Here is a 22,915-nt window from a genome sequence, read left to right as displayed (position 1 = left end):
CGGCGGTCCGCCCGATGCTACTACCTGTAAGTGCTTATTTGAGGGCCTTGTAGCGCATACGCTTCGGTTTCGCACCCTCTTCACCCAATCGTTTTTTCTTATCAGCTTCGTATTCTTGGTAATTGCCGTCAAAGAATACCCATTGGCTGTCGCCCTCGGCTGCCAGGATGTGCGTCGCGATTCGGTCGAGGAACCAACGATCGTGGCTGATGACCAGCACGGTGCCAGCGTATTCCAGCAACGCGTCTTCCAGCGCACGCAGGGTTTCCACGTCCAGGTCGTTGGACGGTTCGTCCAGCAGCAGCACGTTGCCGCCCTGGATCAGCGTCTTGGCCAGGTGCAGGCGGCCGCGCTCGCCCCCGGACAGGTTGCCCACCTTCTTCTGCTGGTCCTGGCCGTTGAAGTTGAAGCGCCCGGCATAGGCGCGCGACGCCATTTGGAACTTGCCCACGTTGATGATGTCCAGCCCGCCGGAGATGTCCTCCCACACGGTCTTGTCATCGGCCAGTGCGTCGCGGTGCTGATCGACAAAGGCCATCTTCACGGTCTGACCGATTTCCACGGTACCGGAATCAGGTTGCTCCTTGCCCGCGATCAGCTTGAACAGGGTCGACTTGCCGGCACCGTTCGGGCCGATGATGCCGACGATGGCGCCGGCAGGGATGTTCATGCTCAGGTTGTCGATCAGCAGGCGGTCACCAAAGGCCTTGGAGACATTCTTGAATTCGATGACCTTAGAGCCCAGGCGATCCGCTACAGGAATGAAGATTTCCTGCGTTTCGTTGCGGCGCTGGTATTCGTAATCGCTCAGCTCTTCGAAGCGGGCAATACGCGCCTTGGACTTGGCCTGGCGGCCCTTGGCGTTCTGGCGCACCCACTCCAGTTCCTTCTTCAAAGCCTTGGCGCGAGCCTCCTCGCCTTTTTGCTCGGCTTCCAGACGGTTGCCCTTCTGGATCAGCCAGTCAGAGTAGTTGCCCTTGTAGGGGATGCCGTGGCCTCGGTCCAGTTCCAGAATCCACTCAGCGGCGTTGTCCAGGAAGTAGCGGTCGTGGGTGATCGCCACCACGGTACCGCTGAAGCGGTGCAGGAATTGCTCCAGCCAGTCCACGGATTCGGCGTCCAAGTGGTTGGTGGGTTCGTCCAGCAGCAGCATGTCGGGCTTGGACAGCAGCAGCTTGCACAGGGCCACGCGACGCTTTTCGCCACCCGATAGCTTGCCGATCACCGCATCCCACGCCGGCAGACGCAGCGCGTCGGCCGCAATTTCCAACTGGTGTTCGGAATCGGTACCGGCCGCGGCGATGATCGCCTCCAATTCACCCTGCTCTTTGGCCAGCGCGTCAAAGTCGGCATTCTCTTCCGCGTAAGCAGCGTATACCTCTTCCAGGCGGGCTTTGGCGTTGTTCACCTCGGCCATGGCTTCTTCCACAGCCTGGCGCACGGTGTGCTCGGGATTGAGTTGGGGCTCCTGGGGCAGGTAGCCGATCGACAGCCCGGGCATGGGCAGTGCCTCGCCTTCGAATTCCTTGTCCACGCCCGCCATGATCTTGAGCAGAGAGGACTTGCCGGAGCCGTTCAGGCCCAGCACGCCGATCTTGGCGCCCGGAAAGAAGCTAAGGGAAATGTCCTTCAAGATCTGCCGCTTGGGCGGCACGGTCTTGGTGACGTGGTTCATCGAGAAAACGTATTGGGCCATGGATTTATTCAGGAAACGGGCAGAAGAAGGCGCCAAAATTTTTTGCGCACAAACGCGGATTATCGGCGCATGCGACAATAGACCCCGTCTTGGGCTCCAGTTGCCCACGGCATCAGCCTAGACAAGCTGGGGACGAAGGAAGAATTTTCCGGGCTCCCACCCTTGCAATCATCTGCCTAACAAACTGGCTCGGCGGCCCGTAAAGTCGCCTGCGACAGGCCGATACCCAGCGCCCCGGATGGGCGCATCCAATTACATGACATTTGAAGAACTGAAGCTGGCGCCGGCCATTTTGCGGGCCGTGCAAGAACAAGGCTACGACAACCCGACCCCTATCCAGGCCCAGGCCATCCCAGCCGTCCTCGCTGGACACGACCTTCTCGCCGGCGCACAGACCGGCACCGGCAAGACCGCCGCGTTCACGCTGCCCATGCTGCACCGCCTGGCCGAAGGCCAAGCCCCACGCAGCCAGTTTGGCGGCAAGGGTGTGCGCGCCCTGGTGCTCACGCCCACGCGGGAGCTGGCAGCGCAGGTCGAAGAATCCGTGCGCGGCTACGGCAAATACCTGGATCTGAACTCCACCGTGATCTTCGGCGGCGTCGGTATGAACCCGCAGATCGAACGCATCAAGCGCGGCGTGGACGTGCTGGTGGCCACCCCTGGCCGCCTGCTGGACCTGCAGCAGCAAGGCTTCATGGACCTGTCCACCGTCGAGATCCTGGTGCTGGACGAAGCCGACCGCATGCTCGACATGGGCTTCATCCACGACGTGAAGAAGGTGCTGGCGCTGCTGCCCCAGTCCAAGCAAAGCCTGCTGTTCTCGGCCACGTTCAGCGACGACATCCGTGAACTGGCCAACTCACTGCTCAAGAACCCGCAGAGCATCCAGGTCACCCCGCGCAACACCACGGTGCAACGCATCAGCCAGGTGATCCACCCCGTGGGGCGCGGCAAGAAGAAGCAGGTGCTGCTGCACATCATCCAGGAACACGACTGGAGCCAGGTGCTGGTGTTCACGCGCACCAAGTTCGGCGCCAACAACGTGGCCGAGTACCTGACCAAGAACGGCGTTTCGGCCATGGCGCTGCATGGCAACAAGAGCCAGAGCGCCCGCACCCAGGCGCTGGAGGGCTTCAAGACGGGCCAGATTCGCGCCCTGGTGGCCACTGACATCGCGGCACGCGGCATCGACATCGACGACCTGCCGCACGTCGTGAACTACGAAATCCCCAACGTGCCCGAGGACTACGTGCACCGCATCGGCCGCACGGGCCGCGCCGGCCGCGAGGGCCATGCCGTGAGCCTCGTCTGCATGGACGAGGAAGGTTTCATGATGGAGATCGAGCGCTTCACCAAGCAGGAAATCCCCGTGCAGGTGATCGACGGCTTTGGCCCGGACGAGGGAGAGAAGGCCGAGCCCATCGCCATGGGCCGCCAGACCATCTGGGGCGGCGCGGGCAAGCCGCCCAGCCGCGAAGTCATGCAGGCAGCGGCCAAGGCGGCACGCCAGGAGATGATGGAGCGCATCCGCACCAACAAGGCGGCCACTGGCGGCCAGCGCGGTTCGCGCCAGGGCGGGGGCCAGGGCGAAGGCCAGCAGCGCGCCGGGGGTCAGAACGGCAGCGGGGGCCGCGGCGGCAACGCAGGCAATGCAGGCCGTACTGCCGGCCCACGTGATCAGCAACGTCCGCAGAACACGGCCGGTGGCCGCCGCCGCGGCGGTCCCGCTGGTGCAGGCAGTGGCGGGGGTAATGGCGGTAATGGCGGAAATCGCCGTTTCGACGACAGCCAGCCTCGCAGCGAGAACGCCCACCTGGGCACGCAGCTCGGCAACATTGGCATCGGCCCACGCCATGGCAGCGGCCGTGCCAGCCAGCCGGACCCCATGCGCACCAGCGTGGACAGCATGGCGGACCGCGGGCGTCGGGGCGGCTTCGGCCGTGGCAACGGCGGCGGCGGTGGTGGCCGCGGCCCACGCGGCGGCGGCTTCGGCCGCTGAGACCTTCACGACAACAGAAAGCCCGGCACAGCCGGGCTTTTTTCCATGGCCCCTGGGCCAACCACCCCGCCGCACGCGCAGGACATCAAAGCTGCCGGGTAACATCCGCCCCAGCACCACTTCCGCCACGCCCACCATGACGCCGAAGAATCTGCTCTCCCACACATACGCGCTGCCAATCGCCGCAATCGCAGCACGGCACCGCGCTACCGCGCTGCTGGGCGCATTCCTGCTGTCCGCCTGCTCCAGCACGCCCCTGCCTCCGTGGCCCGCGCAGTCCTCCCCCCCCGCGCCCGCTGGTCCGCAAACGTCCCGCGCCGTACCGCCGCCGCTGGGAACAGTGCAGCGTGGCGAAGTCGTGCCCAGCCCAGTCACGGTAACGCCCGTCGCCCCGGCCACCGAGCCGGCCTCCACCGCGCTCCCCTACAGCGCCGCTGTCGCAGCACGCTTTCCCGCGCCTTCCGTGCGGTACGAAACGCCGGGGCTCGCCGAGGGGCGCCAGGCTTTCACCACCAACGCCGAACTCACCCAATGGCTGCGTAATCTGGCCACGGCGCAGCGCGGCACGACCCGTGTGCAAATGCTGGACCTGGGGGTATCGCAGCGCGGCACACCCTTGCACGGCCTGGTGCTGACCCGCGCGGCTGGCACCAACGTGGCCGCGCTGGACGCCAGCCGCCGCCCCACGGTGCTGCTGCTTGGGCAGCAACATGGCGACGAACCCGCCGGCAGCGAGGCATTGCTCGTACTGGCGCGCGAACTGGCACAGGGTCTGCTGGAGCCCATGCTGGAGCGCATCAACGTGATCGTCGTTCCCCGCGCGAATCCCGACGGAGCCGAGGCCGGCACACGAGCCACGTCCAACGGCATCGACATGAACCGGGACCACCTGCTTTTGCAAACTCCGGAGGCCCAGGCACTCGCCAAACTAGTGCGCAACTATCGCCCGATCGCCATTTTCGATGCGCATGAATACACCGTCACCGGACGGTTCCTCGAGAAATTCCATGCCATCCAACGCTACGACGTGCTGCTGCAGCACGCAACGACGGCTAACCTGCCGGAATTCATGACCAAGGCAGCTCTGGAATGGTTCCACCACCCCATGATCAGGGCCCTGGAAGCGGAAGGCCTGAGCCAGGAGTGGTACTACACCACCTCGACCCGCGCCGAAGACCTTCGCCTGTCCATGGGAGGGACGCAACCCGATACCGGCCGCAACGTGAATGGTCTGAAGAACGCCGTCAGCATGCTCGTGGAAACGCGCGGCGTGGGCATTGGCCGCACCCACATCCAGCGGCGCGTGCACTCGCAGGTGACGGCCCTCACCAGTGCACTGCGCAGCACCGTGGACCGCGCCGCCGACCTGGAGCAGGTGCGCTCCTATGAAGCGCGGGACATTGCCTCCCAGGCATGCCGCGGCGAGATCGTGGTGGAAGCCACGCAAACCCCCGGCCAGCGCGACCTGGTCATGCTGGACCCACAGACCGGCGCAGACCGGACCCTGCGCGTGGATTGGAATTCCTCGCTGCAACTCAAGCCGGTCAAAAAACGCCACCGCCCCTGCGGCTATTGGTTAGCAAGCGGCGCAACGGATGCAGTGGAGCGCCTGAAGCTGCTGGGCATCCAGGTGATGCACGTCGCCGAGGCGGGCTCCGTACTGGCCGACATCTATGAGGAAACCAGCCGGGAGAGCTCCGAGCGAGAGGACGTGCGCGGAGCCATCCCTGGCGCCCGCCCGATCATCCGCGCCACCGTGACCCCCATGCGCAGCGCCATCGACGTGCCGGGGGGCAGCTATTACGTGTCTCTCAACCAGCCCTTGGCCAATCTGGCCGTGGCAGCGCTGGAGCCCGATACGCAGAACAGCTATTTCGCCAACCATGTCATCGGCCAGCTCGGCGATGTGGCACGGGTCATGGCACCTCCATCGCTGGTGTTTGAGGAGATGGACTGAAGAGCACGCCGGACTGCGGCCACTCTTCAAATGATAGCTGCTTGCGCTTGCTGGATAAGCGCTAAAGGCATATTTAGCATCATACACAGCACCCGCATGCCGTCTTCTATTTCATGGGCTGCGCAGGCTGGTGCGGAAGCGCTCCGGGCGCCTGTATGATCCTGCACTCCGAGCGCACACATCACCGCGCGCACCGCATACCTGCATCATCTGCCCGTAGCTCAACCGGATAGAGCAATTGCCTTCTAAGCAATAGGTCGGGGGTTCGAGTCCCTCCGGGCAGGCCAAAACAGACCTCCACACAATCTCACGGCCTCTTAGAACCCGCATGCTTCCTAGCGTTGCGGGTTTTTTGTTGTCTCAAGCCGTCTCACCGCGTACCGTGACATACCAACAAAAAGTTGGTACTTTTGCCGGCATCTCCACATACTGTATTGACCCAGCAGAAACTGCACAGGTCATGGGTCATGCCGCTAATGCGAATGCCTCAGCGGGGGTTCTCATGTTCAGCGCCTGGTGCGGGCACCGGTGGTTGTAGAAATGAATCCAGTCCCCGATCAGGCGACTGGCATGCTGCAGCAAGTCGAAGCGATGCCGATGCACGCACTTGAGCGTGCGGATCACCCGCTCGACCAGACCGTTCTGCTCAGGGCTGTGCGGCGTGATGAATTCTTGACGCAGTCCGTAGCTTCCCAGGGCCGTGAAGCTGCGGCTGGTGAAGACCAACCCATTGTCCGAACGCAGCAGGAACGGCTCGGGTACTCGGCCCAGCGTGGCGAAGCGCGCGATCAGGGCCTGCTCCAGCGCTGACTCGGCCGTCTTCGATTTCCCGCTGCGCGACAGGTGCGCAAGCTCTACTGGCCAGCCTGATCGAGAGGCTCTGCCGCAGGCGTTGCGGCCTGGGACGCAGTGACGGTGTCTGGCCGCGCCAACAAACCCTGCCCACCATGCCATATAGCCTGACGCCACGGCGAATCGTGCTGGGGAGGTGGGTTCACCAGATCGGTGGGATACCAACTGCCCCGCGTGCGCTGCAGCAGTTCCGGCACCACCGCTTGGCCTTCTTGCAGGCGCACCAGGTCAGGCGCCCTCAACTCCTTGCCCACCACCAGCACACCCGCCTGCTGCGCCACATGCACCACGGCCGCCAGGTTTTCCACACAGGGGGCATGGCCCATGGTCCATCCATCGGCCAACAACCAGTAACGCGACCGCTCCATGCCGTCCAGCCCTGCGATGGTTTCCTCATAGACCAGACACAGTGGACCATCCGCACCCGGCCCTACCGGGGTCCCGTAGGCTTTCCAGACGGACAAATAGCGTTGCACGTCCGCCGCTTCCGCCTTGCGCGCCTGCAGCCAAGTTCCGTATCGGGAGGGGTGCTTGTAATGGTCTACAACCAAGTGCGGCGGCACATCCTCCCTGCCGTCCAACCAATCCCTGCGCAGATTCAAATAACCTGCCGCCCAATCCAGCAATGCCGGGGTCAGCTTGGGTTTGAGTTGCTCAGGCGACGAGCAATCGGCCATACCCAGCCCAGGCTTGGCCTGGGCGATAGCGGCGGGCACCAGGCGAATGATCTGCTGCCGAGGCACGCCATGCGCCTCAAAGGCACGGATCAGGCGCTGAGCCGCACGACGGGCCGGGTCGCGCCTGCCCCGCCACCAGTCCCAGCCCTTGCTGAGCACACCCCACAGGCCCGTGGCTTCGCCTACCCAAGACATGGTCAGGCGACCTCTTGCACCAGCGCCTCGGCCAGACGGGCCTGCACGGACTGGCGTTCGGCCAGGCGCTGGCGCAGGTCGGCGCACAGGCGGCGCAAGGCGGTGACGCGGGTGACGATGCGGGATTGTTCGGGGAGGGGAGGCAATCCAAACTCTGCGTGGGTAACGTCTTCGCGACCAATTCCAGGAATAGCGATGCCAATCGACTTCGCTTGGAAGTAAAGAGACATCGTCTGCAAAAAGATCATCAGAAATTCCGGATTCAAAAGAATCGGTCGAATAGCCATCAACTGCCGACTGATAGCATTTCATCGTGTTTCACCACGTTCAGCTTCCCAACTCCTGATCCTTTCACCGTGATCAGAATGTCATCGCAGATTGCTACCGCACGTCGTTCGTGCGTTGATCGTGTCGGGTCAGGTGATAGCGCACCAAACTCTGCTGGACCTGTCAAATAAGGCAAGCTCGCAGTAAGACCGTCTACGTATTCACTTGGCCCTAGATGCTGACCGGATACCAACTCAATTAAGGCGCCCATCCGTACCCATTCCCACCCCACCGGCAACTCAAATGGCTTTTCCTCGTCGGTGATGGGTGGCAGGGGTTTGTCGCGCTTGATCTGGCCGGTGGCGATGAGGCGGTCTTTTTCGGCGCGGATTTTTTGCAGCAGGGCGCTGGCGGGTTCGTCGGTGGGGTCTTGGGGCACGAGCAGGCCGCGCACGGCCAGTTGCAGCAGGGTTTGCTCCAGGGCATCGATGGCTTCGGGGCGGTCCAGCAGCAGGTCGAAGTGCTGGGCCACGCGCTGCCAGTGGGCGGCCAGCTCTTCGGGCGTGGTGCTGGCGGTGAGCGTGCCCAGCAGGGTGCTGACCAGTTGGGCGTGTTGCGCGGCCTCCATGTGGCCCTTGGCCTCCAGCGCATCGCACAGGCGCATGAGGGCTTCGACGCGGGTGACGATGCGGGATTGTTCGGCGAGGGGTGGGAGCGGGACAGGCAAGGCCAACACCACTTCACGCGATACGTTTTTCATCGAGCTGCTGGTCCCTGACGCATTCGCCGCGTAGTGCTCACGCGAGTAGCTTGCGTTGTTCACCATGTTGAGAAAGGCACGATTCATCTGGCTGGAAACCGCTAACCGAATGATCTTGTCGCTCAACATGAGCTGTGGTTCAGCTACTCCGACCACCACCGAGCGCGCAACGAGTTCAGCAGTGTTCGCGCGAGACAAAAGGAAGTCGCCATCCTTGACCTCGTATTCAGGCTTGGGTGTCAGCTCTGAGGGAAGCTCCTTGTTGGCTGTCGGGTCAAACCTTCCCCAAGATACTGCGCTGACCTTCAAAACGCCCCAATGGCCGGGGCGACGGGGAGAGCCAATGCAGGTGGGACTCCAGCCCGCTTCACTGGCGTTTACCACCACTCCAAGCCGCACCCATTCCCACCCCTGTGGCAACTCAAACGGCTTTTCCTCCTCCGCAATCTCCGCCAACGGCTTGTCCCGCTTGATCTTGCCTTCCGCAACCAGCCGATCTTTCTCCGCCCGAATCTTCTGCAGCAGGACGCCCGCCGGTTCATCGGCCGGGTCTTGCGGCACCAGCTTGCCTTGCACGGCCAGGGTGAGGATGAGTTCGCGCAGTTTGGCGACGCCACCGGGGGCGGTGGCGATTAGCTCCATATTTGATAGCAGCATGCGCTTATTCCTCAAGCGCTAGCGGCTGTTTTAGCCAAAGACTGGGCGAGGATGCCTTTCAGCTCGTCGCGCAGGGCCTGGGCCTCGGCCTGCAGGCGGGCGTAGTCGGCCAGCAGCGCGTCGGGGTCGTGGCTTTGCTGTTCGCCGATGTGGGGGTTCTTCTGGTCCAGGTTGTAGCCAGCGGCCTTGATCTGGTCGATGCCGACTTTCCAGGCCCGTTCGTTTTCCACGCGGGTGGCAAAGCCATCGGCCTCGGTGCCCCACCAGGCCTTTTCGGCATCGAACTCGTCGATGCGGATGGGCTTGGTTTTGTTGTAGGTTTTGACGCCCTGGGGGTAGGGGTGTTCGTAGTACCAGATGTGCTGGGTGGGCTGGCCTTTGGTGAAGAACAGCAGGTTGGTCTTGATGCCGGTGTAGGGCGCAAACACGCCGTTGGGCAGGCGCACGATGGTGTGCAGGTTGCAGTGCTGCAGCAGTTGTTCTTTGATGCGGGCCTTGACGCCTTCGCCAAACAAAAAGCCGTCGGGCAGCACCACGGCGGCGCGGCCACCGGGTTTGAGCAGGTGCTGGATGAGCACCAGGAACAGGTCGGCGGTTTCCTTGGTGCGCACGTCGGCCGGAAAGCCTGCCTCGATGCCCGGCTCTTCAATGCCGCCAAAGGGCGGGTTGGTGAGGATGACGTTGACGCGGTCTGCAGCGGTGTAGTCGCGCAGCGGGCGGGCCAGGGTGTTGTCGTGCACGATCTGGCTGGGCACCTCGATGCCGTGCAGCAGCAAGTTGGTAACGCACAGCATGTGCGGGAGCTGCTTTTTCTCGACGCCGCGAATGCTGTTTTGCAGCACGGCCTCTTGGCTTTCGTTATGCACCTGTTTGCGCAGGTGCTCAATGGCGCAGACAAGGAAGCCGCCGGTGCCGGTGGCCGGGTCCATGACGCTTTCGCCCAGCTGCGGGTTGGTCATGTCCACCATGAACTGGGTGACGGCGCGGGGGGTGTAGAACTCGCCCGCGTTGCCCGCGCTTTGCAGGTCGCGCAATATCTTCTCGTACAGGTCGTTGAACTGGTGGCGTTCGGCCTGGCGGTTGAAGTCGATGGCGTTGAGTTTGTTGACCACCTGGCGCAGCAGGTGGCCGCTTTTCATGTAGTTGTAGGCGTCTTCAAACACGCCGCGCACCACGTAGCCGCGCGGGTTGCGCTGGGGGTCGGCGCTCAGGCCCTTGAGGGCGGGGAAGAGTTGCTTGTCCACAAAGTCAAGCAGGGCGTCGCCCGTCATGCCCTCGGCATCGGCCGCCCAGTGGCGCCAGCGCAGGTGCTCGGCGATGGGGCTTTGGTAGTCGTCGCGGGTGAGTTCGAGTTCTTCTTCCAGCGCGTCAAACACCTTGAGGAACAGCAGCCAGGTGAGCTGGCTGATGCGCTGGGCGTCGCCATCCACGCCAGAGTCCTGGCGCATGATGTCCTGGATGGATTTGATGACGGGGGTGAGGTTGGACATGGGGTGCAAAATTTAAGTCAAAACAGGCTCTAGCGCTTATGGGATAAGCGCTAGTAGCTATCATTTTATGAGCTACTGCGCCACTGTTTCTGGCGGCATCCGGGGCAACAGGCGGTCGCGATAAAGCGTCCCCTGGGCACGGCAGGCGGCGAGTTGCTCTTTGAAGCTGCTCCGGTAGTTTGGCCCCAGCCAGGCGCCAAAGCTCACCAGCCCGTCGCAGATGACCTGCCCTTGAAACACCAGCAGACCGCAGGAGATGACGGCACCGCTGCTGCCAAGCATTTCTTTGAGGGGCGTGGTCAGCGTCTTGATGGCATACGCCGCATTCGTCTCATGGGGCTCCAGAAAGTGGCTGTGTATGGCGGTGTCGTTGACATAGATCCATTTGTCAACGCGCAGCGTGTGCACGGCTTGCAGCACGTCGTCGGCACAGAAGCGGCCCTGGTCCTGCAGGTGTGCCAGCGCTGGCTGCAAAAGCGCAGGGTTGGCATACAGGGCATCGCGTGCCGCGGTCAGTTGCGCCACCAGGTTCGCCTTGCGCTTGGTGGTGGGGATGGTTTCGAGCAGGCTTTGGTAGTTGGCAATGAAGTGCCGTGCCGCTGCGGGGTCGATGCATTTTTTGTTCGTCATAAGGGATTCCAGCGCGGCTCTTGAGAGGCTGGCGTTTGTCTGAATTTCGGCGGGCAGCAGTCAGCGAGGAGCGTACAGCTCGCGCTCCAGGGTTTGCAGCGCGCTCAGGTACTGCGGGCGGCCGCCAAAGCTGCGCACCAACTCCACTGGGCTTCCCAGGTCGGAGAAGGGCTGGAGCTTGAAGATGTCGTTGCTCTCGATAGTGGCGATGCCTTCGTCGGCGTATTTGTCGAGCAATGCCTCCAGCACCTTGCGGGCCACAGGGCCGTAGTGGGTGAAGACGTTGCGCTTTTGCACGCGGCGGGCGCGTTCGCGGCGGGTAAGGGGCGGCTGGTCGTAGGCGACGTGCAGCAGCAGGTCGAAGGGGTCGAGGTCTTTGCCAACCTCGTCGGCCAGCGCATCGAGCAGCACGCCCTGCGCTTCCAGTTCTTGCAGCAGGGCGGCCTTGCGGTCGGCCTGTTGCCAGGCTTGCAGGAACTGGTCGAGCGAGTCGTATTGCTTACGCACGTTGATGCGGGTGTAGTCGCGCAGGCTCTCGGTGATGAGCTTGCCTTCGGCGTTGAGGTACTGCACGCGCTCACGGGCCACGGCCACGGTGACGTTGTTGCCGAGGACGTATTTTTTGGGGCCATCTGATTCGCCACTGCCGCCAGCAAAGGGGCCTAAAGTGCTCAAAGGATCCAGAGGGTCTGGCGCACCTGGGTCGCCAGGAGTGGAGCCAGGCAGTGCCGGTTCGGGCGGGGCCACAGGTTCACCACCGCCGGGTTCGTAGATTTGCACGGGCTCGCCGTCAAAGTCCTTATCGGCAAACAGTTCGGTGGCGCGCTTGAAGTCGAGGATGGTGAACCAGGTTTTGCCGTGGTGCTCATTGATGCGCGTGCCACGGCCGATGATCTGTTTGAACAGCGTCATGGACTTGATGCCCTGGTCCAGCACGATGAGCTTGCAGGTTTGCGCATCGACCCCGGTGCTCATGAGCTTGGAGGTGGTGGCGATGACCGGGTAGGTTTTCTCGGGGTCGATGAAGTTGTCGAGCTCCAGCTTGCCCTCGGCGTTGTCGCCGGTGATCTGCACCACATATTTGGGCTGGGTAGCGCACAGGTCAGCATTGGCGTTGGCGAGCGCCTGGCGCATGCGCGCGGCGTGGTCGATGTCTTCGCAAAACACGATGGTCTTGGCGTAGCGGTCGGTGGCGTTGAGGTATTCGGTGATCTTGGCAGCCACCACGGCGTCGCGCTGCTCCAGCACGAGCTTACGGTTCATGTCGGCGCCGGTGTAGATGCGGTCTTCGATGGCGTGGCCGTGTTTGTCGGTCATGCCCGCCGTGGGGCGCCAGCCAAAGGTGTCTTTGTCCAGATCGACGCGGATGACCTTGTACGGGGCGAGGTAGCCGTCTTCGATGCCTTGCTTCAAGCTGTAGGTGTAGACGGGCTCGCCAAAGTAGTCGGTGTTGGAGACGTCCTTGGTTTCTTTGGGCGTGGCCGTGAGGCCGATCTGCGTGGCGCTGGCGAAGTAGGTGAGGATGTCGCGCCAGGCGGAGTCTTCAGCCGCGCTGCCCCGGTGGCATTCGTCCACCACGATGAGGTTAAAAAAATCGGGGCTGAACTGCTTGTAGATGTTGCGCTCTTCCTCGGTGCCCGTGACGGCTTGGTAGAGCGAAAGGTAAATCTCGTAGCTCTTGTCCACCAGCTTGGTGGTTTTGTTGACGGCCAGTTCCACATCTTCGACCGACACAGTGCCCTGCGCATCCACCCGCTCCACGCCCTTGGCATTGGGGCTGAGCTTGGCCATGGCGCCCTTGAAGGGGCGAAAGTCGTTGACCATGGTCTGGTCGATGAGGATGTTGCGGTCGGCCAGGAACAAGATGCGCTTCTTGGCGCCGCTCTTCCACAGGCGCCAGATGATCTGAAAGGCGGTGTAGGTCTTGCCGGTGCCAGTGGCCATGACCAGCAACACGCGGTCTCGTCCGGCGGCGATGGCCTCAACCGCGCGGTTCACCGCATTGAGCTGGTAGTAGCGCGGGGTCTTGTTGGGGGCGTAGTCAAAACCGGCGACGCGGCTTTCTTCGTCAGACCAGCCCTTCCAGGCGCAGTAGCGACTCCACAGCTCGGCAGGTGACGGAAATTCCTCCAGAGTCAGGTTGCGCTCCAGCACACCATCGGCCAGCGTGGCATCACGGAACACGAAGCCATCGCCATTGCTGGCGAAACTGAACGGCACGCCCAGCAGCTCGGCATATTGGATGGCCTGCCCCATGCCTGCGCCCACGGCATGCTGGTTGTCCTTGGCCTCCACCACGGCCAGGGGGATGTTGGCCTTGAAGAACAGGGCGTAGTCGGCACGCAGCACGGTGCTTTTGTCGCGCTGGGCCTGCCTGCCGCGCACCACCACACGGCCCGCGCGCAACGGGTACTCCCGGTAGATCTGGTCCATGCCGTCCCAGCCCGCCTGCTCCATGGCCGGCCGGATGAACTTTTCGCAAATGTCGCTTTCGGAGAGTTTGGTTTTATCCATTCGGCAGTTCGCACCATCCCCAGTGCATGCAAAGGCGGCGTGTGGTTGTTACCGGATACTACCGCCCCTGCCCGAGACCACCGAAAGAATCACTACCATTAAAGCCGTCTCATAGCATGTCCTAAGCGCCACAAAGGAGACGCACCGAAAAATGATGGTACTTTTCAAAATCGAAAGTACCAAACGTAGCACCTGTGCGGCTTTCAGGGCGTTATGTGAACTCCTCCGGGCTTCGAGTGTGCCTCGGCATCCTGGAGAAGACGTCTCTCTGCGGCCGAAGTGCCACTGTCGGGCGGAAATGCGGGACGCCGTCCGACACTCTACAGCGCGTTGCGCGCTCTATGGTCTTGCTACCCCTTCACAGGAGAAGACCATGCTCAAGCGCCTCTTTGATCCCGCTGCCATGTATGCCCACCGTCTCGAGACCAGCCTGAATGAAGCGCGAATGGCGGCATTCGAACACGAAAACGCTGCCGAACACCATGCTGCACTGGCACGGATGTACCGGCAGCGCATTGCACGGCTGGAAGCCGAGCTGGCTCCCGCAACTGCGGGTATACCTTCGCGGTTGATCCTCGACCCTGCGGGGCCCATTCCACGTGTGACACCGCTCAAGAAGCCTCGGGAGCCCCACCAACGCATGCCAGCTTATCTGCCTCAAGGGGCGGGAGGATAGTGTGCGGTGCGACTGTGCAGAGCAACCTTTGGTACCCCCGCCCCTTCCCAGGATTCACGCCATGACGCCCCACGACCCGACAGAACACCCGCTGCACACTGTGCCAGACGAATTACCGCGCCCGCCCGGTGATCTGCCACCGGCCCCACCACCGACCTCGCCACCGCGGCAGCCCGACGAGGAAATACCAGCCAACTTGCCGGGTTAAACCACCTGCAGGCTCCACTAGCTTGGTTCTTGCATAGGGTCACCGGGCAATTCGATGGGCGGCGTATTGTCGGGCGGATCAATAGGAATGGGTCGCGGCGACACCTCACCGGGATTCGGCGGGACGGGCGGGACCGGTTGAGGGGCGGGGGTTGCTGGCATGGGGCATCCTTTGTCTTGGTTGTAGTGCCTTTGCACTCGGCACTCCGTCGGACAAAACCGTATGCAGGCGAACGGCTTCCGGCACGATCAGTCTGCTGTTCGGGAGTGCCTCTTCAGTCAGGCACCGGTCACACCAACCTTGTTGAATGCAAAAGGCCCCCGCAGCTTGCGCTGCGGGGGCCTTTGTTATTTGGGGTGGCTGATGGGACTCGAACCCACGACGACAGGAATCACAATCCTGGACTCTACCAACTGAGCTACAGCCACCGTAGCCTTGAATTATAGCCTGATAAATCTACCCTCTGAGGTAACCGGCTTAGTTTTGTAGCTCTGCCTGGGCCACCGGTCGGGGGGCCTTGATCTGGACCTTGAAACGCTGCTTGAGCAAATCGTAATACGCTAGCGCCTCGGCCGACGCCCACGATTGCAAGTATTGCTCTCGCTCCATACGCGCACGAGCGTCGTCCACACCGTCCCGGGGAACGACGCGGTTGATTTTCACCACGGCATAGCCCTGCGCACCAAGGTCCACACCTGTCCAGGCCGGGAGTTGGTCCACATTGGCACGCAAGGCGGCATCCACCACGGAACGAGGCTGATCCTGCAGCCGGTCCCGCGACACCGTCAACGCAGCAGTCAACCCGGAGGCTGCATCCGGCGCGGCCTTCCAAGCGGTCAGTTTGGCTTGGCCTTCCTGCCGCGCAAGTTCAGCGGACTTCTCGGCGATATAGATCGCGCGCACCTGGTCGCGCGCCTTGTCCAGCGGCAGCGTCATGGCGGGCTGGTATGCCGTAACGCGGCCGGCTGCCAGCACACTTGTACCGATCTCGATGGCCTCGGTATTGCGCTTGTTCTGCAGCGAGTCCGACTGGAACAGCGCCTCCAGGAAGCGTGCGTTGGCAAGCGGCCCCGCGCCGCCGGCAGCCGGAGTACGGGTAACCCCGTCGGCCGTCTGAATCTTGAGCTTGAGCTTGTCGGCAACGGGCTGCAGGCTGTCCGCCTGTTCATACACACCATTGGCAAACGCCTCGGCCACTTCTGCGAACTTGCGTTGAGCCTGTTGCTGCTTGAGTTCTGCCTCGAGCGAGGGGCGCAGCTCCTCGAAACTGGGCTGGCGCGGAGTCTTGATATCGGAAAGCAGGATGATGTGGAAGCCGAAGTCGGTTTCCACTACGTCGCTAATCTCCCCCTTCTTCATGGAAAAAACGGCGTCTTCAAAGGGTTTGACCATGGCTCCCCGGCCAAAAAAACCGAGGTCACCGCCGGACGGTGCTGAGCCCGGGTCCTGCGACTCCTTTTTGGCAATCTCCGCGAAGCTGCCCGGCGCTTTGCGTACCTGCGCGAGCAGTTCCTCCGCCTTGGCCTTGGCCTGGGTGCGCGCATCCGCAGGGGCGTCCTTGCTGGCGTTGATCAGTATGTGACTTGCGCGGCGCTCCTCCTTGCCCGCGAGGCGATTCAGGTTTTCCTTGTAATAGGTGCGCAGGTCATCTTCGCTGAGCGTGATTCCCGCTTTCACGGCATCAAGGTCAAGCACCACATACTCCACTGACGCTTGTTCAGCCTGCTGGAATTTCGCAGGATGGGCGGTGTAATAGGCCTCCAGGTCGGCATCCGTCACCACGACCTTGGACACAAACGCCGAAGCATTGAAACGAGCGATTTGGATTTCACGGCGCTGGAACAGTGCATCCAGTGCCAAACGTGCTTCCGCCGGGCCGCTGAATGCTGAACCCATGACACCGCCCATGACCTGGTTGACCGACAAGTCCTGCCGGATGCGTGCTTCAAGCCCCTCAGGGGTGAGTCCCTGCGCACCAGCCAGGGCGCGATAGGCTTCGGCATCCAGCGTGCCGTCAGCTCGTTTCAACGCCGCTATCTGCGGAATGCTCTGCAGCTCGCGTGCCAACCGCGCATCGCTGGTCAGCATGTGCATGTCCTGCGCCGCGACTTGCAGCACGCGGTCACGCACCAGCCGCTCCAACGTGGCATAGCGTGCCTGCGGTGAATCCAGCAGCTTGGCGTCGATACCTGGCGACTGAGCGCGGATTCGATCACTCTCCATACGGTGAGCGTTGTCCCAGTCGGCTTGGGTGATGTCCTTGCCATCGACCCGCGCTACCACCGGGCTTCCTCCGCTGAAATAGTTGCTGTCGATACCCACGAGGATGAACGACGGGATGATCAGCAAGAACAACAAGAACATGACGATCTTGGAGTGCTTGCGGATGGATTCGAACATGGTCAATCTTTCAACAGCTGCAAAAGAAAAGGCGAACTTGCGTTCGCCTTTGAATGGGGTGGTGGGTGCTAACGGGGTCGAACCGCTGACCTACGCCTTGTAAGGGATTAGAACTTGCTTATAAATCAATGCATTACAAGCTCCGCCAACCGCCTTCGCCAACTGGCATCTGAACAGTATCGAATTTTACCCTGCCGCACCTCGCCCACAGCTCAGGCTGATGCTTAAGCTCCGCGCGCAATCTCGTCGCGCAACCGGAAACCCAGCAGCGGCCACACCTTGTTGATGGCGTTTTCTCGCGCGATCTTGCGGCCGATCTCGGCGTTGAAGTTCTCAGGGCTGGCGCAGGCCGATTCGCCGGTGACGGTGAAGCCGTTGCGCAGCACCAGAACGCAGAAGGTCAGGAGTTCAAGGGGCGCGGCGACTTCGACATCCCACGCGTCCTCGATGGTGCTGCGCGCGACGGCACCGACTTGCCCATCGGCTGCCGTGAAATAGTGCTCGCTGGCAATCTCGGCCTCGATGTCGGCCGGCGTCACGCGCGGAGCGGCGCTGGCCTTGGCCTGAATCTCGCGCTCCAGGGAGTCCGGGCCAGGGTCGATGATGGGGAGTGCCGTGGTCGCGGCTTCGTAGGTGGCCGCGAAGATGTCAGGCTTGCAGGGGTAGAACTCGCCCGCTACGCCCTTGATGATCCAATCGCCGGGGGACACCCAGTGGGCACCTTCCAGGGTGCTGATACTCAGGCACTTGCCGCGCTCGGGGTGATCGTCCATGCTGGCCGGGGTGGCGCTGCCGCGCGTCCAGTCGATGATTTCGCGGTTGCTCTCCGGCGTGCCGGTGGCTTGCTTCGCCTCGATGACGACGGGCTTCTTGCGGAATTGGGTCATGGGTTGCTTTCAGTGGTGCCGCCATCCGGGCGGCGCGGGCTTTTGGGCCAGGCTTCCCGGATCAGCGCGGCGTCAGCGGAATGGCCGTCAGCCGCGCGCGCGATCTCTCCACCACGCTCCGCCATTCGTCCACCTCGATCTGCCAACTCTTGGAGTACGGCTGTGCAGGTGCTGGCGTACTTCGGTACACTTGCCAGCAAAGCAACGGAGGACTTATGCCAGTAATTGACTTGACCGGGCGGCGCTTCGGCAGGCTCGTAGTTGTGCGCCGAAGTGAGGGCGGAGCCACTCGACATGCCCGATGGGTTTGTGCGTGCGACTGCGGAAGGGAGACATGCTCTCTTGGCCAAAGTCTTCGATCTGGAGAATCTTTGTCCTGCGGATGCTTGAGATCGGAACTGACCGCCGCTCGGCAAACCACCCACGGACTCAGGGCGTCGCGCGAATACAGAAGCTGGAACAACATGATCCAACGCGTGACGAACCCCAAGAACACCAACTTTCACCATTATGGTGGACGCGGCATTGTTATTTGCGCCGAATGGCGGGAGTTCTCTCGGTTTTATGCCGACATGGGGGCGTGCCCGCCTGGACACACACTTGAGCGCGTCGATAACAATGGCAGCTATGTAAAAGCGAATTGCGTTTGGGCTCCGCGCACAACCCAAGCGCGAAACACTCGACGCACCTCTCCGGAGAACGTCGGTATCTACGAAAACGCCGCAGGCACTTTTGAGGTGCGCATCCGCGCTGATGGCCACAGGCTTCACGTCGGCACCTACGGCTCCTTGGCAGACGCGAGAGATGCCCGCCGCGCCGCTGAAGCAGCGCATTGGGGGCGGCGCTGAACTCACTTACTTTCCTGATAGCTTGGGCCACGACTCGAAGATGAGTCGTTCATTAGCCGCGTGTTCATCAGCTTTTCTCGCGAGCTCCGCACCTCGTTCAGCCAGTTGTCCACCTGCGCTTGCCATTGACTGGAATACGGCAACGCACTGCTCCGAGAAGTCAGCGAGGGCGGGTTGGGCAGCTCCGGCGATGCGCTCGGGCAGGTCGGCAAAGTCGCCCCGCAGCCCTGCAGTAGTGCCGCGCAGATCACGCAGGCTGCGATCAAGGTCTTGCTGGGCCGCGGCATTCCGCCGCCCTGTGGCTTGAAAATTGGCGAGGGCATCGTTCAATCCTTTCTGGAATGCGGCCATGTCCTGCACGGCCTGGCGGGTGCCGGCCAGCTCGGCGCTGGTTTGCTGGTGCTGCAGCTTCTCGATCTCCAGGCCGTAGCGCTGGGCCTGCGCCCACCAAGCGCCGGATGCGCCGATAGCCAGGGCGGCGCCGGCCGCGATCAGGTGGGTGTAGATGGCCGGTATCACGTCGCGCCTCGAGCCGTCTGCTCGGAATAGCTGTACATCAGGCGCTGAGCGCAGTACCACCACATGGCCAGGGCAACGGCATTCATTGCAGGGCCTCACATTCCTTGCTATCGCGGTAGCCGTTGCGCGCCGATGCGTAACAGGCCTTTGCCTCAGCCTCGGCGCGGGCATCAGGCCTGCCGCACCGCTCCAGCAGGGCCCCGGCATCGAGATACCAAGCCGGCGCCAAGTCGGCTTCGTTCGATGCGGTCTGCAGCAACTCGCAGGCGCTCTGGGCAGTGCTTTCCGGCACGATGGTGCAGCCAGCCAGCGTCGCCGCCATCAACGCGATCAGAATGGGTTTCACAGCAGACCTCCCGAGCACTTGACCGTTTCATCCGCGCGCCGGTTCGCCAGGCCCTGGCGGAACGTGTAAACCTTCTGGCCCGTGCGCTGGTCGATATGGCTGGTGAAGCTCCACACCAGGCGGCCATCGTCGCCGCGGCTGATGCGCTGGCAGCCGCGCTCCCACTCACCGCGATTCCAAGCCTGCATGGCGCCGCTGCCGCATGTAGCGCTGGCGCCCAGGTTCCAGGCGTGGCTGCTGGCCATGTCCAGCACACTCGGCGGCGGAAGGCGCTTGAAGCACGGCAGCAGCGCGCGCTGCACGCGCTCGATGGCGGCAGCTTCCTCGGCAATGCACCTGGCCTCAGTCCAGCGCTCACCCACGACGATGGGCGTCTTGGTGACATGGCGCGTCAGGCCGTTGCAAACGGTGGGGATGTTGCCCGCCAGCTTGTCCTCATAGACCACCAGCGCCCTGCTCTTTCCGCTTTCCCACTTCTGCAGGTGCTCGATCAAGGCCGGGGAAAGCAGCGTGACGAAGCCGCCAAGGGCTGCTACCCACACTACCTTGGGCTGGACGCCGCGTGCTGCGGTGCTCACTCGTCAGCCTCCAGCGCGCCGAGGTCCGTGTCATGACGCACGGGCCGCCCGGTAGCGCGCATCAGGTCGATGCGGATCTGTCGCTCCTGCTGGCGCAACGCATGTTCTGCTGCGAGCCTGCGGTTCGCCTCGCGCTTGTAGTACCAGGTGATCAGCAGACCGATGATGGCGACCGCGGCGCCGACGTAGGTGGCAATGTCTGTGGCGGTCATCTTCCCAGCAACAGCCACCGAACCGCCGGCGATGGTCGCCTTGTTACCGGCCGCGCCGATGGCTTCGAGGGTTTCGGTTTTCATGGACCCGGATGATTCCGGGAGCCGGTTTCCCCGTCGAACCCTATACGGGGGCGACGCCCATTGCTCAGCTCTGTGCTGACTTCGACACGTAGCGCGGCTGATTCGGCGGGTGGTACTCGCTGGGGTAGTTCTTCCGCTCAAACTCCTTGACGTAGGCTTTCTTGCAGTGGTCAGGACCTTGCCAATAGAACAGCAGGTTGATGACGGGCATGCTGATGCGACCAAGGATCTTGCCGTCGCGCCAGGCCCTGTAGCTGCGCGCGCTGAGGGTCTCGTCGGCGTAGCTGATCGTGCCGTCCAGCGGGGGGATCAAAGCGTTGACCAGTTGATCAGCCGCGATGAATACCTGCTCACCGTAGGCGCGAAGCAGCGAGAGGATGCGCTTAAACCGCACTGCCGTTGAATTGGATGCCTGCGTCATGTGCTTCGTCCTCGATAGATGCGGGCCAGCCGCCCGTGAAGTCGTAGGCGCCGGGGTCTGCCTGCGCTTCCATGGTCATGCGGTGGATTTCCGCGGCCGTGAAGATGGCTGTGTCGCTCTCTGCGGTGGCTTGTACGATCTGGATCGCCAGCTCGCGCGTCATCGTCACGAACACGGGCGGTGGCGTGAATGTGAGGGTTTTCCACTGCAGGTCGGCCGGAATGGTGAGGGTGGTTGATGTCAGCGCGAGTTGCTGCGTGCGGCTCTTTTGGTCGCTGTGAAACCAATGCGCGCCGACCTTAACGCCCAGGGCCGCGCGGCGATCCCGCTCCGCCTTGATGCGCTCCCACACCTCTGCCGCCGGAGTGGGAGGCGGCGGGGTGTAGGTTGCTTCTACCTCAGCGATCAGCCCTTCATGCTCGGCGGCGTTGGCCCCAAGATCCGCGCGGAGCATTGCAATTTGCTCGGGGTGGTTGCTGTAGGCGTGGCACTTGAGCACTGTTTCGATGACTTCACCGGGCCTTGTGTGCGCTTCTACAGCAACCTGCACTTCATTTCCGTCTTTATCGTATAGCGCAGGAGATGCTGGCACTTCCACGTCAGGCATTTGGTCGTATCGCACCCATGTGGCTTCAATAGCAGGGGCATTTGTGTAGCGGATTACTTGTTTGAGAATCATGAAGCACTCCCGGCAAATACGGCAAAACGGATGGTCACGCCGTCAGTAGGTATGGTCCCGGCGTAATTGTTTTTAATCTGGACAACGGCAATACCTGCCTGAACATAATTCACTTGAGGTGTAAACTGAGAGATAGCAGAACCAGAACCAGTACCAGTATCAATGTAACTACCGTGAACAACAACGATGGAGTTTGCCGTAATGAAGGTGTTTTGTAGTTCAAACACAATAATCCCAGAGCCGGGGATACTGCCGTTGGCTAGATAAATAACTCCGTTTTGCTTGTTAATGGGAACTGGCGTTGTATTGCTCTTAGCCTGTACCGCAGTTCCTCCATTGCCTACCCCGTAGCCAATTGGGCCAACGTTGGACAAAATTCCGCCTGATGCGTAGAAAGCCACAGGGCTAGTCCCGTTCTGGAAAATACTCAGCTCACCATTAGGCCCACCATTACGAATGATGCGCGCGGAATAATCGACTTCTAGGGGGGCTCCGTATGCGTGCAAATCGATATATGCGGGTCGGTCCCCGCTGCCATATATGCCGACCTCTACAGCGCCGGGATTAATATCGCTGTCTGCTACTCTGCCGCCGGTTTTTGGCAAAAAGATATTCGACAACGCCGTCTTGAGATTGGCCCATGTGAGCTTTACCAGCCCCCAGCCTGCCGCGCTATCGACATAGCCGAGTTCGTCGGCGTCTGCTGGGGTGGGTTTCGCGGGGGCTGCGTGGATGTTGGGTGCCGTCACCTCCGGGATGTTGGCTGCGGGCAAGGCATCCCCGGACGGCATCTCCTTCAGGACGCCGCCCACCAGCACGACCGGTTTGCGCTCTGCCACGTCAGCCCTTTACGCCAGCACCACGGGAGCGTTGCGCTCGAAGTTCACAGCAGTGGCGCTCACGGCCACGCCGATCTGCTGCACCACGTTGCCGGCGGCGCTCGGCACCGTCGCGCCGCCCTTGCCTGCTGTGGTCTGCAGGAACACCGGACCCGGGGTCTGGCCCGTCACCTGGGTGTTGGTGCCTTCAAAGTAAACAGTGGCTGGGTTGCCGCTGGTGAACGCCGCCATGACGAAGCCGTGCACATCCTTGCCTGCCACGGTGGCGTCGGCCTTGCGCACCTTGAAGGCGCCGGCATCGTTCCACACGTTCACCCAGTCGCCGGCCGCCAGGGCCTCGGAGGCCACGATTGACGCGGTATCAGCGCCAATGCCCACCGGCATCATGGATCCGTCGATTCGACCGGTATCGTCCAACGCCACAAGGTCGCCGGCATTGGCCGCGCCCGCGCTGGTCTGGATGCCGAAGATCTCGGTGAAAACGCCGTTCACGAGGCGCAGGAATTTCTTGGCGGGCATGGTGC

The 22,915-nt window shown here is 62.3% G+C and carries 22 protein-coding genes and 2 tRNA genes; 5 read left to right on the top strand and 19 right to left on the bottom strand.

Features of this window, described 5'->3' with window-relative positions; all coding sequences use genetic code 11:
* Nucleotides 1-34: 34 nt before the first annotated feature.
* Complete coding sequence (gene ettA / locus PCQ86_RS08220; protein ID WP_015912846.1) at nt 35-1,696, bottom strand: energy-dependent translational throttle protein EttA; 1,662 nt, start codon at nt 1,694-1,696, stop codon at nt 35-37.
* A 256-nt stretch (nt 1,697-1,952) separates the two neighbouring features.
* On the opposite strand from ettA, the gene PCQ86_RS08215 reads away from it, so the two are divergent.
* From PCQ86_RS08215 to PCQ86_RS08205, 3 genes are all read left to right on the top strand, one after another.
* Complete coding sequence (locus PCQ86_RS08215) at nt 1,953-3,695, top strand: DEAD/DEAH box helicase (RefSeq protein WP_270175239.1); 1,743 nt, start codon at nt 1,953-1,955, stop codon at nt 3,693-3,695.
* 136 nt (nt 3,696-3,831) lie between these two features.
* Nucleotides 3,832-5,652, top strand: a complete 1,821-nt coding sequence (locus PCQ86_RS08210) for a M14 family metallopeptidase (RefSeq protein WP_270175238.1) — start codon at nt 3,832-3,834, stop codon at nt 5,650-5,652.
* Between the two features lie 210 nt (nt 5,653-5,862).
* Nucleotides 5,863-5,939, top strand: a tRNA-Arg gene (locus tag PCQ86_RS08205).
* A gap of 178 nt (nt 5,940-6,117) precedes the next feature.
* Here PCQ86_RS08205 and PCQ86_RS08200 read toward each other — a convergent pair.
* From PCQ86_RS08200 to hsdR, 7 genes are all read right to left on the bottom strand, one after another.
* Nucleotides 6,118-6,378: an integrase core domain-containing protein gene (locus tag PCQ86_RS08200; protein WP_270175237.1), complete on the bottom strand. Its 261-nt coding sequence runs from the start codon at nt 6,376-6,378 to the stop codon at nt 6,118-6,120.
* Nucleotides 6,379-6,506: 128 nt separating this feature from the next.
* Nucleotides 6,507-7,376, bottom strand: a complete 870-nt coding sequence (locus tag PCQ86_RS08195; protein ID WP_270175236.1) for a hypothetical protein — start codon at nt 7,374-7,376, stop codon at nt 6,507-6,509.
* A 2-nt stretch (nt 7,377-7,378) separates the two neighbouring features.
* Nucleotides 7,379-7,663 (bottom strand): restriction endonuclease subunit S, encoded by a 285-nt coding sequence (locus tag PCQ86_RS08190; RefSeq protein WP_270175235.1) that lies wholly within the window; start codon nt 7,661-7,663, stop codon nt 7,379-7,381.
* Nucleotides 7,663-9,060, bottom strand: a complete 1,398-nt coding sequence (locus PCQ86_RS08185; protein WP_270175234.1) for a restriction endonuclease subunit S — start codon at nt 9,058-9,060, stop codon at nt 7,663-7,665. The genes PCQ86_RS08190 and PCQ86_RS08185 overlap by 1 nt, the downstream gene beginning before the upstream one ends.
* Before the next feature lie 11 nt (nt 9,061-9,071).
* Nucleotides 9,072-10,550 carry a type I restriction-modification system subunit M gene (locus PCQ86_RS08180; protein ID WP_270175233.1) on the bottom strand — a complete coding sequence of 493 codons (1,479 nt, stop codon included), beginning with the start codon at nt 10,548-10,550 and terminating at the stop codon, nt 9,072-9,074.
* Between the two features lie 72 nt (nt 10,551-10,622).
* Nucleotides 10,623-11,180, bottom strand: a complete 558-nt coding sequence (locus PCQ86_RS08175; protein WP_270175232.1) for a hypothetical protein — start codon at nt 11,178-11,180, stop codon at nt 10,623-10,625.
* Between the two features lie 60 nt (nt 11,181-11,240).
* Complete coding sequence (gene hsdR, locus PCQ86_RS08170) at nt 11,241-13,694, bottom strand: EcoAI/FtnUII family type I restriction enzme subunit R (RefSeq protein WP_270175231.1); 2,454 nt, start codon at nt 13,692-13,694, stop codon at nt 11,241-11,243.
* 373 nt (nt 13,695-14,067) lie between these two features.
* Between hsdR and PCQ86_RS08165 the strand changes: the two genes are divergently transcribed.
* Nucleotides 14,068-14,370, top strand: coding sequence for a hypothetical protein (locus PCQ86_RS08165; RefSeq protein ID WP_270175230.1), 303 nt, complete (start codon nt 14,068-14,070; stop codon nt 14,368-14,370).
* A gap of 560 nt (nt 14,371-14,930) precedes the next feature.
* Here PCQ86_RS08165 and PCQ86_RS08160 read toward each other — a convergent pair.
* The 3 genes from PCQ86_RS08160 to PCQ86_RS08150 form a co-directional block, all read right to left on the bottom strand.
* Nucleotides 14,931-15,006: transfer RNA gene (locus PCQ86_RS08160), tRNA-His, on the bottom strand.
* Nucleotides 15,007-15,055: 49 nt separating this feature from the next.
* Entirely contained in the window at nt 15,056-16,978 is a 1,923-nt protein-coding gene (locus PCQ86_RS08155) for a SurA N-terminal domain-containing protein (protein WP_015912839.1), read from the bottom strand.
* Between the two features lie 224 nt (nt 16,979-17,202).
* On the bottom strand, nt 17,203-17,865 hold the full coding sequence (locus PCQ86_RS08150) for a Gp49 family protein (protein WP_270175229.1): 663 nt from the start codon (nt 17,863-17,865) through the stop codon (nt 17,203-17,205).
* Nucleotides 17,866-18,329: 464 nt separating this feature from the next.
* On the opposite strand from PCQ86_RS08150, the gene PCQ86_RS08145 reads away from it, so the two are divergent.
* Nucleotides 18,330-18,713 (top strand): hypothetical protein, encoded by a 384-nt coding sequence (locus tag PCQ86_RS08145; protein ID WP_270175228.1) that lies wholly within the window; start codon nt 18,330-18,332, stop codon nt 18,711-18,713.
* A 6-nt stretch (nt 18,714-18,719) separates the two neighbouring features.
* On the opposite strand, the gene PCQ86_RS08140 is transcribed toward PCQ86_RS08145, so the two are convergent.
* The 8 genes from PCQ86_RS08140 to PCQ86_RS08105 all read right to left on the bottom strand — a co-directional run bounded on the left by PCQ86_RS08140 (nt 18,720) and on the right by PCQ86_RS08105 (nt 22,910).
* Complete coding sequence (locus PCQ86_RS08140; protein WP_270175227.1) at nt 18,720-19,295, bottom strand: hypothetical protein; 576 nt, start codon at nt 19,293-19,295, stop codon at nt 18,720-18,722.
* A gap of 19 nt (nt 19,296-19,314) precedes the next feature.
* Complete coding sequence (locus PCQ86_RS08135) at nt 19,315-19,578, bottom strand: hypothetical protein (protein ID WP_270175226.1); 264 nt, start codon at nt 19,576-19,578, stop codon at nt 19,315-19,317.
* Nucleotides 19,575-20,156 carry a lysozyme gene (locus tag PCQ86_RS08130; protein ID WP_270175225.1) on the bottom strand — a complete coding sequence of 194 codons (582 nt, stop codon included), beginning with the start codon at nt 20,154-20,156 and terminating at the stop codon, nt 19,575-19,577. Before PCQ86_RS08130 ends, PCQ86_RS08135 begins: the two co-directional genes overlap by 4 nt.
* Nucleotides 20,153-20,452 carry a holin gene (locus tag PCQ86_RS08125; RefSeq protein ID WP_270175224.1) on the bottom strand — a complete coding sequence of 100 codons (300 nt, stop codon included), beginning with the start codon at nt 20,450-20,452 and terminating at the stop codon, nt 20,153-20,155. Before PCQ86_RS08125 ends, PCQ86_RS08130 begins: the two co-directional genes overlap by 4 nt.
* A 64-nt stretch (nt 20,453-20,516) precedes the next feature.
* Nucleotides 20,517-20,873 carry a hypothetical protein gene (locus tag PCQ86_RS08120; protein WP_270175223.1) on the bottom strand — a complete coding sequence of 119 codons (357 nt, stop codon included), beginning with the start codon at nt 20,871-20,873 and terminating at the stop codon, nt 20,517-20,519.
* The gene (locus PCQ86_RS08115) at nt 20,836-21,552 is read right to left on the bottom strand and encodes a DUF4376 domain-containing protein (RefSeq protein WP_270175222.1); all 717 of its coding nucleotides are present in this window, start codon (nt 21,550-21,552) and stop codon (nt 20,836-20,838) included. Before PCQ86_RS08115 ends, PCQ86_RS08120 begins: the two co-directional genes overlap by 38 nt.
* Nucleotides 21,549-22,391: a hypothetical protein gene (locus PCQ86_RS08110; RefSeq protein ID WP_270175221.1), complete on the bottom strand. Its 843-nt coding sequence runs from the start codon at nt 22,389-22,391 to the stop codon at nt 21,549-21,551. The genes PCQ86_RS08115 and PCQ86_RS08110 overlap by 4 nt, the downstream gene beginning before the upstream one ends.
* Nucleotides 22,392-22,400: 9 nt before the next feature.
* The gene (locus tag PCQ86_RS08105; RefSeq protein ID WP_270175220.1) at nt 22,401-22,910 is read right to left on the bottom strand and encodes a hypothetical protein; all 510 of its coding nucleotides are present in this window, start codon (nt 22,908-22,910) and stop codon (nt 22,401-22,403) included.
* Nucleotides 22,911-22,915 lie beyond the last annotated feature (5 nt).

The sequence above is a fragment of the Diaphorobacter sp. ED-3 genome, from assembly GCF_027625375.1.
Lineage (GTDB): Bacteria > Pseudomonadota > Gammaproteobacteria > Burkholderiales > Burkholderiaceae_C > Diaphorobacter > Diaphorobacter nitroreducens.
Note: the sequence above shows the minus strand (reverse complement) of the source record. Positions and strands in the feature narration are given on the sequence as shown.

Coding starts and splice junctions, on each gene's coding strand:
- ettA (WP_015912846.1), bottom strand. CDS start 1,696: ATGGCCCAATACGTTTTCTCGATGAACCACGTCACCAAGACCGTGCCG.
- PCQ86_RS08215 (WP_270175239.1), top strand. CDS start 1,953: ATGACATTTGAAGAACTGAAGCTGGCGCCGGCCATTTTGCGGGCCGTG.
- PCQ86_RS08210 (WP_270175238.1), top strand. CDS start 3,832: ATGACGCCGAAGAATCTGCTCTCCCACACATACGCGCTGCCAATCGCC.
- PCQ86_RS08195 (WP_270175236.1), bottom strand. CDS start 7,376: ATGTCTTGGGTAGGCGAAGCCACGGGCCTGTGGGGTGTGCTCAGCAAG.
- PCQ86_RS08190 (WP_270175235.1), bottom strand. CDS start 7,663: ATGGCTATTCGACCGATTCTTTTGAATCCGGAATTTCTGATGATCTTT.
- PCQ86_RS08185 (WP_270175234.1), bottom strand. CDS start 9,060: ATGCTGCTATCAAATATGGAGCTAATCGCCACCGCCCCCGGTGGCGTC.
- PCQ86_RS08180 (WP_270175233.1), bottom strand. CDS start 10,550: ATGTCCAACCTCACCCCCGTCATCAAATCCATCCAGGACATCATGCGC.
- PCQ86_RS08175 (WP_270175232.1), bottom strand. CDS start 11,180: ATGACGAACAAAAAATGCATCGACCCCGCAGCGGCACGGCACTTCATT.
- hsdR (WP_270175231.1), bottom strand. CDS start 13,694: ATGGATAAAACCAAACTCTCCGAAAGCGACATTTGCGAAAAGTTCATC.
- PCQ86_RS08165 (WP_270175230.1), top strand. CDS start 14,068: ATGCTCAAGCGCCTCTTTGATCCCGCTGCCATGTATGCCCACCGTCTC.
- PCQ86_RS08155 (WP_015912839.1), bottom strand. CDS start 16,978: ATGTTCGAATCCATCCGCAAGCACTCCAAGATCGTCATGTTCTTGTTG.
- PCQ86_RS08150 (WP_270175229.1), bottom strand. CDS start 17,865: ATGACCCAATTCCGCAAGAAGCCCGTCGTCATCGAGGCGAAGCAAGCC.
- PCQ86_RS08145 (WP_270175228.1), top strand. CDS start 18,330: ATGATCCAACGCGTGACGAACCCCAAGAACACCAACTTTCACCATTAT.
- PCQ86_RS08125 (WP_270175224.1), bottom strand. CDS start 20,452: ATGAAAACCGAAACCCTCGAAGCCATCGGCGCGGCCGGTAACAAGGCG.
- PCQ86_RS08120 (WP_270175223.1), bottom strand. CDS start 20,873: ATGACGCAGGCATCCAATTCAACGGCAGTGCGGTTTAAGCGCATCCTC.
- PCQ86_RS08115 (WP_270175222.1), bottom strand. CDS start 21,552: ATGATTCTCAAACAAGTAATCCGCTACACAAATGCCCCTGCTATTGAA.
- PCQ86_RS08105 (WP_270175220.1), bottom strand. CDS start 22,910: ATGCCCGCCAAGAAATTCCTGCGCCTCGTGAACGGCGTTTTCACCGAG.